Origin of the sequence: Xenorhabdus sp. SGI240, from assembly GCF_040081915.1 — a bacterium.
In the GTDB taxonomy this organism is placed as follows: Bacteria; Pseudomonadota; Gammaproteobacteria; order Enterobacterales; family Enterobacteriaceae; genus Xenorhabdus; species Xenorhabdus bakwenae.
Window position 1 is genome coordinate 1 of the sequence record NZ_JBEBMB010000078.1, and the last position, 10,209, is coordinate 10,209.

11 protein-coding genes are annotated in these 10,209 nt (G+C 30.8%); 1 reads left to right on the forward strand and 10 read right to left on the reverse strand.

Annotation, left to right across the window (positions count from 1 at the left end):
- From ABLA76_RS14930 to ABLA76_RS14975, 10 genes are all read right to left on the reverse strand, one after another.
- The coding region (locus ABLA76_RS14930) for an IS982 family transposase (RefSeq protein ID WP_348988522.1) at positions 1–523 on the reverse strand (523 nt) is incomplete at its 3' end.
- Positions 486–788, reverse strand: a complete 303-nt coding sequence (locus tag ABLA76_RS14935) for a hypothetical protein (RefSeq protein WP_348988523.1) — start codon at positions 786–788, stop codon at positions 486–488. The genes ABLA76_RS14930 and ABLA76_RS14935, both read right to left, overlap by 38 nt.
- 124 nt (positions 789–912) lie before the next feature.
- Positions 913–2,706, reverse strand: a complete 1,794-nt coding sequence (locus tag ABLA76_RS14940; RefSeq protein ID WP_348988524.1) for a hypothetical protein — start codon at positions 2,704–2,706, stop codon at positions 913–915.
- Complete coding sequence (locus ABLA76_RS14945; protein WP_348988525.1) at positions 2,707–3,315, reverse strand: ABC transporter ATP-binding protein; 609 nt, start codon at positions 3,313–3,315, stop codon at positions 2,707–2,709.
- 258 nt (positions 3,316–3,573) lie between these two features.
- Positions 3,574–4,767 carry a DegT/DnrJ/EryC1/StrS family aminotransferase gene (locus ABLA76_RS14950; RefSeq protein WP_348988526.1) on the reverse strand — a complete coding sequence of 398 codons (1,194 nt, stop codon included), beginning with the start codon at positions 4,765–4,767 and terminating at the stop codon, positions 3,574–3,576.
- A 93-nt stretch (positions 4,768–4,860) separates the two neighbouring features.
- Positions 4,861–5,718 (reverse strand): DUF692 domain-containing protein, encoded by an 858-nt coding sequence (locus tag ABLA76_RS14955; RefSeq protein WP_348988527.1) that lies wholly within the window; start codon positions 5,716–5,718, stop codon positions 4,861–4,863.
- Positions 5,719–5,738: 20 nt separating this feature from the next.
- Positions 5,739–6,614 carry a hypothetical protein gene (locus ABLA76_RS14960; RefSeq protein ID WP_348988528.1) on the reverse strand — a complete coding sequence of 292 codons (876 nt, stop codon included), beginning with the start codon at positions 6,612–6,614 and terminating at the stop codon, positions 5,739–5,741.
- Entirely contained in the window at positions 6,611–7,411 is an 801-nt protein-coding gene (locus ABLA76_RS14965) for a hypothetical protein (protein WP_348988529.1), read from the reverse strand. Before ABLA76_RS14965 ends, ABLA76_RS14960 begins: the two co-directional genes overlap by 4 nt.
- A 77-nt stretch (positions 7,412–7,488) precedes the next feature.
- Positions 7,489–9,075, reverse strand: coding sequence for an AMP-binding protein (locus tag ABLA76_RS14970; RefSeq protein ID WP_348988530.1), 1,587 nt, complete (start codon positions 9,073–9,075; stop codon positions 7,489–7,491).
- Positions 9,076–9,176: 101 nt separating this feature from the next.
- Entirely contained in the window at positions 9,177–9,302 is a 126-nt protein-coding gene (locus tag ABLA76_RS14975; protein ID WP_348988531.1) for a hypothetical protein, read from the reverse strand.
- A 367-nt stretch (positions 9,303–9,669) separates the two neighbouring features.
- Here ABLA76_RS14975 and ABLA76_RS14980 point away from each other — a divergent pair, with 367 nt between their 5' ends.
- Positions 9,670–10,092, forward strand: coding sequence for a hypothetical protein (locus tag ABLA76_RS14980; protein ID WP_348988532.1), 423 nt, complete (start codon positions 9,670–9,672; stop codon positions 10,090–10,092).
- Positions 10,093–10,209: the final 117 nt, after the last annotated feature.

Here is a 10,209-nt window from a genome sequence, read left to right on the forward strand (position 1 = left end):
TACTCAAATGCCACAAATCCCGGGCCCAACACTTCTCGATAGCAAATTGTCCGGCGAGTTGACCAATCACGGTTTCAATTAAACGGCGTTTGGCGTTAATGACTCTTCTTGTTTTTCTGGGGATGGGATCATCCATATTGGCACGCACTGGGGTAATCATTTCAATACCCTCTGCCTTCATTTCCTGTTTAAATTCAACGTCTAAATACCCTTTATCACCCAGCAAATAGCCTTTTATCGAGCCGATCACATCCCAGGCTGCTTCACGCTCACTGACATTGGCGGGCGTCAGTGTAAACCCGGTTACCACGCCGATTTCGTCTATCATGAGATGCCCTTTGAAGCCGTAGTCAGTTTCGTTTTTGACGGCGCAGTACCCATAATCGGCTTGTCCTTTGAAGTTGGCATTGCCTTTTGCTCTTTTAAATCCACAGACGGGCAGTGGAAATCCGTCGATAATATGTACCGGCCTGTCGAGCGCCCAATCACCTCGCCAGCTTTTCTTGCCGTTGTTGTTTAACAACCCAAAGATTCGAAATCTGTTTAGCGAAATTGGCGCGTGAACCTAGCCCCGGAAACCACTCGCGCCAGTGGTCATTAAAGTACGTCCAAATGCCTTTATCTGTTGAAAAATCTAAAAATTCACCCACCACTTCCATCGTGATGGCTTCTGCATCGCTCAGTTTAGGCGGATATCCCCGGCGTCTGAATCGCATACCTTGCTGTAACTGCGTTAAATTGTCATCTACCCAACAAAACACCCAAATGATAAAATCTTGCTGTGACATAGCCTTTTGTTCCTTTATTTCTCTCAGTTTGGCGACTTAAAGTTATAAAGGAGCAGCTATGTCATTTCAACTCACCATAAAAGTCGAGCATCGCGTTAATATAATTGATCAATAGCCTTATTTATTATGAAAATCCAAGATTCATAATAAATTTACCTATCTCGATATTACAGCATTCCCAGCTGTAACTTCGTTTAAATATGTGATTATCATTCTCTAATGTATACAATTTACGTTTAACACTTCCATCGGTGAAATATTTTGAATGTTCCCAAGGCGTCACCTCATCTTCTTTTGAATGAATTATTAATATATCTGTATCTATCTTTGAAAATAGCTCATTTATTATAATTTCATTCTCTATTAAAGTTTTATTTAAAACATTATAGTCATAAACTGGATTAATAAGAATGGTTGGAATAGATGAATTAGTATTATGCAAAAACTTCAGTATAGATAAACCACCTAAACTACCAGAGCAAAGTACAATCTTATTGAAACCAATTTCATGTAATTCTTCAATTACACCATTCAGATAATCATCTTCATTAATCTCTTTATTAACTCCAAAGTTATTTACAGAACCAAAAGAACCAGGAGTATTGATTATAACACCTTGATATATTTTTGATTTATCTTTGGTAAAGAGACGACAAATACATTCTTGAAACATATTTGGCTGCATACCACTCATTGCCAACTTATGGGTTCCGGGGTAATAAATAACAATGATGTTTTCTTTTTTGTAATTTAGATCTAAAATTCCTTTTTTTACAGATAACCAATCTAGCCCAGGTATAAATGGATATTTTGTTTTGTCTTGATATAATATTTTTACATCCATGCGAGTACGATTGTACTTCAATATTGAGAGTTTGTCTTCCAATACTCCATAAAAAACACAATCACCGTTTTTTATAATAGATAATTGATATCCTACATCTTCAAAAATCATTCTTGAGGTGAATTTATCACCATGGCAATTTACTTCAAAAATTTTTCTGGCTGGTTTATCTGTGGCATAATCAATTGCAATATAATATATTGAAGAGTAACAACTAGATGAAACAAAGTTAATAACTACATGCTGTGGTAGAGATATAGGAGTTATACGTTTATTTACAGAGTTATAATGGCATAAATAAACATTATCATTTCTCTCACAGACAAATAAAATATCGTTATTTTTCCATCTTGATAAATTAATATTTTTTACACTTAAATGAGACACTGCCTTAACACTTATACTTTTAATTGAATTAAAATCATATTTATTTAAAACAATAAGATGGTTATCAATTTCATCTAATAAATCTTTTGGTTGTACATATACATATATATATGATTCAGTAGGAACTATACTAAAATTGGTTCTAGAATTACACTTTATCCTCCCTATTTTATATCTGAAACTTTCTTCTCCATCATTCACAATTAAAGTGAAATCATTTTTATCATCACTAGAGAGTATATAGTTTGCTTTTTCATTTAAAAAAAATGATTTAACATTTTTTTTAAATGCATAATATTCATCAAAAGAATTTGGCAGAGTTTTAAACAATGCTTCTCCAGATAATAACCATAATGTATTTTTGTAATCAAATTGCATTGACTTTATATTTTTTAAATTAATTAATCCATATGTTTTGTTATTTTCTAAAGAAAAAATATTAACATTATTACTTGAACTTAAAGCATAATTCACCTCTGAAAAAGAAATTATATTTTTATAAATAATTTCTTCTAAATGCAAAAAAATAATTTCCTCTTCAAAAAATGTATACCAATAATGGTATACATTATTACCATCACTAGCAATCCAAGACACAATTACATTTTCTTTATTATCATTCTGCAATGAGGTGATAAATGGTGTTTCAAAAATGCTTTGTTTTGCAAAAAATGAAAGACAACTCACTTAATTATCCTTAAATATGTTTATGTTAATAACATGAGGCTTTAGATGTTTTTTAACTTCAAAATCATGGCATGTCATTATAACCAATCCAGACAAGCTGAATTTTTTTATATTTTCGATAAAATATAAAAATGAATCATTATCAAGTCCATTAGTTGGTTCATCAAAAATAAGTATTTTTACATTTGCTATCATGGCAGAAACCAACATGAACTTTTTTGCAGTTCCAAGAGACATATCACGAAAATGAGTATGCATATAATTATGCAAATTAAAACCATCGATTAAGTTAAATTGTTTTTCTATTTCTATCTTTCTTATAGAACAAATAAGATCTAAAAATTCTTTCCCAGTAATAAATTCATATATACAAGGACTATCGGGAGCATAAGCCATAAGTTTTTTTCTACAACAGTCCTCTCCACTTAAAAATACATCTCCATAATCAGGTTTAATAGCACCAGCTATAATTCCTAGTAAAGTAGATTTACCTGAACCATTTTCTCCTTCTAGACAATAAATACCATCATTAGGAAAATTAAAGCAAGCATTCTTAATTATAAATCTTCCTGAATATTTCTTACATACATTGGATAATTTAATCATCATGATACCTATTTTTATCTAATTTAAAGTATTAATATTAGTATTTGACTTTTAAACCCGCTATCTTTTTAGTAAAGAAATAATAAATCTTTACTTCACATAACAGATTAATTTGTGTAATCTCAATATATCTGTTTTATTTGTTTTTTATTTAACAAAGCTACCGCCTTTGAGTTATTATTCATGTGAACAACTCATTTTTTTATTACGCTATTTTATTAATACATTAATATATATATTGCCAAAAATCAGAATATCTCACTAATATTTTAATGCTGAAATCACTTTTTTTATCGCTCTGAAAATATCTAGTGTATCATCATAATTCCCTAATAAAGCTCGGTGATGTATCCAGACTCCTCTATTTGAAATATATTCAGTAACTGGACAAAAGTCTATAAAATTTTGCTTATGTCGTGTTGTACAAGGAGGTAGCCAATAATTATCAATATGGTAGATTGCTTTATAAGCACGGAATGCTGGAATTCCCTCAGCGAATAAGCAAGCTACAAAGTAATTACGATCAATATATGCAACCCTTTGATTCAGTGTAAACATAAACATATAATGAGGATGAAATGTTACGATTTTAGTGTCGTATTCTTGAAGAGTAACTTCTGGTAGTGTTTTTAACAGTTCCTTTAAACTTTCCGCGTTACGCTCTCGAATATGAGTTTGTTCTTTGAGTCTTTTTAGTTGAGTACGTAAAACCGCAGCAGAGAACTCACTTAGTCTAGCATTTGTTGCGATTATAGTATGTTGATATTCTTTGTCTTTTGCATGACGTCCGCAATTACTATAAAGGAAAACAAGATCACGTAATTTCTTAGTGGGGCACAAAACTACACCGCCTTCCCCTGCTGTCATTAGCTTAAGATTATGGAAACTAAAACATGCCAGTGTTCCCCAATCACCAATCTTTTTCCCTTTTTCTCCACAGGCACCATGTGCATGAGCAGCATCTTGAACAATAAAAATGCCATGTTTATTTGCTATTTTTATTATATTATTCATATCACATAAATGACCAGCCATATGAACCGGTATGATTGCTTTTGTTCGGGAAGTTATATTTTTTTCAATTAGGTTAGGATCGATGCAATAAGTACTCTTTAAAACATCTATAGCTATTGGTATTGCACCAATTCGTTGAACTGCCATACTAGTAGAAATAAATGTAAAAGCTGGAACTATAACCTCATCTCCAGGTTTTATACCAGAAGCTAATAATGCCAATTCTAATGCCACAGTTCCACTAGTGACGGTGACAGCATAACCATTATGGTATTGACCGAATTCTTGTTCAAAAAAATTATTTTCTTCCCCTTGATTTCTCCACCAATGTCCTTGGTGCAAGCTTCTCAATAATGCTTTCTCTTCGCTTTCATCATAATAAGGCCATTTAGGAAAATTAGCGAGACGAATAGCACTACCACCATTGATTGCTAATTTCATATCAATCACCTATTTAATTTCAATAAATTATAAAACTATATATGTAAGATTTTATTTTTATGCCAAATCTAGATACAATATAAAAAATTACACTCATTTATATCCAAACTTACGTGGACAGGTGAGACGACAATATGCAGGAGAAGTAAACAATATTTCTCTAGCACGGTGTAGACTCTCTAAAATATCATTAATGTCGAAGTTAGAATCTCTTTCCAAGACAATACCATGAGGTACAATTCTAGAGCATAAATATTCAAGTAACTCCCATACTGGAGTTCCTATTGTATGCCCATGACTATCTATTAATAGTTCATCATGGACATATCCTCCAGCTATATGAACTTCTATTATTGAATTCAAATTTATTTTTTCTAAAAAATCATAAGGATCGTAATTATGATTTTTAGAATTAATATAAAGATTGTTTACATCAAGCAACAATCCGCATCCACTTTCCTTAATAATATCGTTTATAAATTTGCACTCACTATATTCATTGTCAGGAAAATCAAAATAATACGAAATGTTTTCTATTAAAAATGGTATATTAACAGATGAACAAATTTCTTTTATTTTTAATATTATTTCTTTTTTATTATATGAATTCCTCCTAATAGGCATCAATTGATCTATATCAAAATCATTTATTTTTGTATATGCCAAGTGATCACTAAACCATAATGGAGATAATTTATTTATGATGTTTACTGTTTCTTTTAAATATCTTAAATCCATATCTGCATAAGCACCTATAGATGATTTCAATCCATGTAGAACACAATGTTTTTTAGTTAAAATCTCTTGCAAAGATAAAGGAATATCTTTAGATAAAAAAAACAATTCAGTGATAATTTCTATAAAATCAAAAGAATGAATATTAGTTAATAACTGATTACCTATTTCAGCGCGATAGTTAACCCCAATACCATATGGAAGATTTTCTAACATATTAATTCCTCTTTCTATTTTTAATGCACGCTTGAAAACCATCTAATCACACCAAGTGATTCTAACTGATTAAATATTAAATCCATTTTCAAACAATCATCATCTGATAACACTGATGGAAATATTTCATCACAAATTTCTTTATAAGAAGATCGGAAATTACATTTTTTTATTAACTTAATTAATAGTGAACTTACCTTTATCGTTCTGACTTTCTGATCATGCCAAGAAATATAAGTTAAAATATTACTCTTCTCATTTTTTAAAATTTCCTTATACGATAGTTCTATGTCTATATTATCATTTTTTCTCAGTTTTGCTATCAACGTTACTATGTCAAAATCATAAGTATGATAAACTGGATTTGTCATTAACATAGGATAGCCTAAATCACTTTTAGAACCTGATATTAATGATGAGCTATATCTGTTTTCCTTAGCATTATTTAATACTTCAAGAATATTAGTTTCATAGCGAATAACTTCAGAAATGAAAAATTCATTATCGGAATAAAGTAATAAATCTTTATTTTCTATATATTTAATAAAATCCAGTGCATATAAATAAGCATCATTCCATCTGTGATTAGATAATGTATTGCGAAAGTCAATCCACTTTATATTCAATGTCCTTTCCCCCATTATTTTTGCTGACAAAGGAAAAAACAAAAGAACTCTCTTATATAACCTTTTATCTAAAATTTCACTTAATATTCTAATGTTTTTTTTCTGAATCATGACTACATTATGAATAATATCTTTAATTTCATCAGGTATGTTGAAGTTAGGAATGTCCAATTTTTGGGTATGTATATAGTAATCTAATGATCGTGTGTTAGTAACCAAATAACCAATCAAATATTGAATCATTGCTTCCTTTTCTTTTATTTTTATCATGATTTCTTCCTATATAGTTTATCATTACCTTCTTTAATTTTAATTAGAATATCACCCGACAGAACAGACTCCAACTTAGATGAATATTTTTCGGATTTATTTACATCAAGCCTGATCATTTTTTTATAAGATTTTAATTTAATTGATGGAGTGCCTAGGGTAAATATTTTCTCCAATATATCAAATTGAAGGTCTGAATTTAATTTATCAGAAATCAATAAACATGAAGTCAAATTACGCAATGCTACCATTGAGTAATCAATATTATCATGGGGATCATTTTTTCCTAACCATATGGTATCGCCATTTTTATCTGTTCTCATGTCAGAGTCACAGAAAATATGTAGAGTAACGCTATATTCAGATAAGTCGGGATTACCCAATGTATGGATACATGGTGGTATTAAATAACCAGTTTTACCTTCACTTGCAATTAGTTCTTTATTAATTGTTATTTCTTTATTTACTTTTTCAAAAATTTTTATTTTTATTTTATTGTGCATCACTCCACTTACGCTCCATGTATTATGCTGGTGTGGTTGGTTTTCACTTTTAGGATTCCACAAAAAAATATTCATCCTCCATTTATTTTTATAATCAATATAAAGAGGTTTGCTTTCATTGAGATTTATAATATTTTTAGTATTTTCAATGAGTTCATTGACACAATCATTCAAAAAAAATTCATTTACAATTGCTATAGATACAATACTTCTAATATTATTGATCATATCAGGCACGCTTTGTGCTGATGTAATTTCGTGGTTTATTTTTTTTGTAAAATCAATAAGCTTCATAATCCTCCCGTAAAAACACGTTTGCATAACTAAAATAGTTATACTATCAAATTTAATAATAGTTAATTGATAAATATTTAGCAATCATAAGAAAATTCAGTTAGAGTTTGGCCACCTAAAATATTACGTTGTAATTTTCCTGCGCTGTTTCGCGGTAAAGAATCCATAAACTCAATTTGTTCTAGATGCTTATGTGGAAAGTCAATCCATCTATTTTTTACTGAATTGAAAATTCTTTCTTCTAAGGAAGGAGATATGATGACTTGATCTTTACATACAACACATGCTTTTAATACAATTACATTATTTCCATTTGTTCCCCCAATGACTGCACATTCTAAAACTTCATTATTTTTTAATATCACATTTTCTATCTCATAAGGAGATATCCATTCACCACAACCTTTTTTGATCATATCATCTGCTCGACCAAAATATGTAAGGTAACCATTATAAACGCTAAACATGTCATTACTAATATGCCAGCCGTTATTAAAAGACCGTTCACTTCTCTCTACATCATTTAAATATTCACAAGCAACACTTGGACCACGAATGCAAAGTCTACCAATTCCTTTTTCATTAACTTCATTTCCCTTTTCATCAATTATTTTAATCTGAAAACCACTTAAACATTTACCTGCTGTCTGTGGTTTTGTATCTTCTTGAGTATTAGATATAAAAATGTGACCTACCTCTGTAGAACCAAAACCATCTAAAAGTGGACTTCCTATTTCTTTATTCCACTTTTCTAAAAGAATAGGTGATAAAACCTCTCCAGCAGAAGTAGATATACGCAAAGATTTTAGCTTTTTTTTCCTATTGTCACTAAGTAATTCAGATATCATTCTTGGTGTTCCAAGAAGTATCGTTGGATTTAAACTTTCAGTTAATTCCATGATTTTTACATATGTTGTTTTTTCTTTAAAAAGAATACATGACGCACCATGTATGAAACTAAATAGTAATGCCCCACCTAATGCATAGCCAAAGGTTAGTTTAGGAACTGCTAGCACTTTATCAGTGGAATTCATATGCAAAACATTTTCAGAAAAAGCATAAGCACAGTGTAAAATATCTCGATGACGTCTAGGTATTACTTTAGTTCTTCCCGTCGTACCCGAACTAAGTAAAGCATATGCATAGTTATCAGCACTTGCATGGCTGATCAAAAAATCATTCGATTGGTTTTCTATTGCTATTTCTAAATGAGATGGATTTAAATGGAAGTCTCCAGTGAGAATAGTTCTAATTCCATTGATTATTTCTGGAGATAGTTTTCTTTTCTTTTCTATTTCATGATCAATGATTAATACTTCCACATTTATTTTTTGTATTATATCATTTAGTTCTACCAATTCGATAAGGGGATTACTTAATATAGCCATAGCATCACATGCTATAATTGCAAAGAAGCTTATTACGAATGCAGGTGTATCAGAAATAGATAATATCACTCTAGTTTTACTCTTTATACCGATTGATTTAAAATAGTTTGATGTTTTTGAAATCTTTTCTGATAGTTCTTGGTAAGTGAAATTTTTTCCATTATATGATATAGCTACATTATCCCCCCTGCCTTCTCTAATATTACGGAAAACAAGAAAGTCAGTTAAGTTCAAATAGTCATTTTTCAATGATTCTTCTAAATAGATATTTTTCATAAAGGCAAAACACCCTATTAATTATCAAATTTAATCATTAATCACGTTGATATATAAATAACAGAGGGCAACATAATTATTGCCCTCTGTTAATAATTATATTAAGAACAGCTTAAGCAGGCCAATCCTGCTGCTTCAATTTGTTCTAATACTTCAACTAATTCTATAGATTCAATCTCTCTGATAGCTTGACTTTGTACATTTTGTATATCAGATTTTTCGTTCATATGTACCTCTTAAAATCGAATTTTTCAATATTGCTGATTTATATAGATGAAATAATTCTATTAAGTCGGTGTTCAAATAGGCATGCTTTTGTTGGTTTAAGTTATAATTAATCAATTATCTAATTGATATTAAAATCATTTATTTCAATGATTAAAATTAAAGCATTGGTAAAAGCACACCGATGTAATAATACAGAAATTCATCTTAACCCAACTTAAAACACTAGTGACTTGCAGTCAAAGTCATCAGACGATCTGTTGTAAATGTGTTTAACTTAACCTGAGCTTCGCTTAAGAAGGGAACTAAAGTGCCTGAGGTAAGAGTAAAGTTTTTGCTAAAAAAACAAAATAGTGGAGATCATCAGGCATGTATAATTTAGAAGAACTTTGTTGCTGCATCGATGACTTTTGCCAAAAATTTATCCCTCTCTGGCATCAACAGCTCATTGAAAACGGATTACTCAAACGCCACCACGAAGCTCCCCCCTCTTTCAGTGAGGTCATGATGATCCTCATTTTATTCCATATGAGCCATTATCGTGATTTTAAAACGTTTTATATTGAACATGTAAAACAATATATTAAGACCGATTTTCCTGGATTGGTCAGCTATACCCGAATGCTAACCTTGAAGAAAAGGGCCCTAATCAGTGCAAAGAAGCCTGCCGTCTCACTAGCAGTTTTCTGGCTATGCGTTAATGGTAAGGCTCTGGTGATCTCACCTTATTCTTATCTGATAAAGCAAGGTGAGATCACCGGACGCTTACATATTTTCCCTCACACTCCCTGATCAACAAAAATTTGACCCCACTCAACCCAATCGATAAAGTATTTATTTGTTATCAATGATCCATAGCCTGCAAGGATCAGCAGTAAGCGGCGAAGCAAATCTATGGTCTTCCCCGTT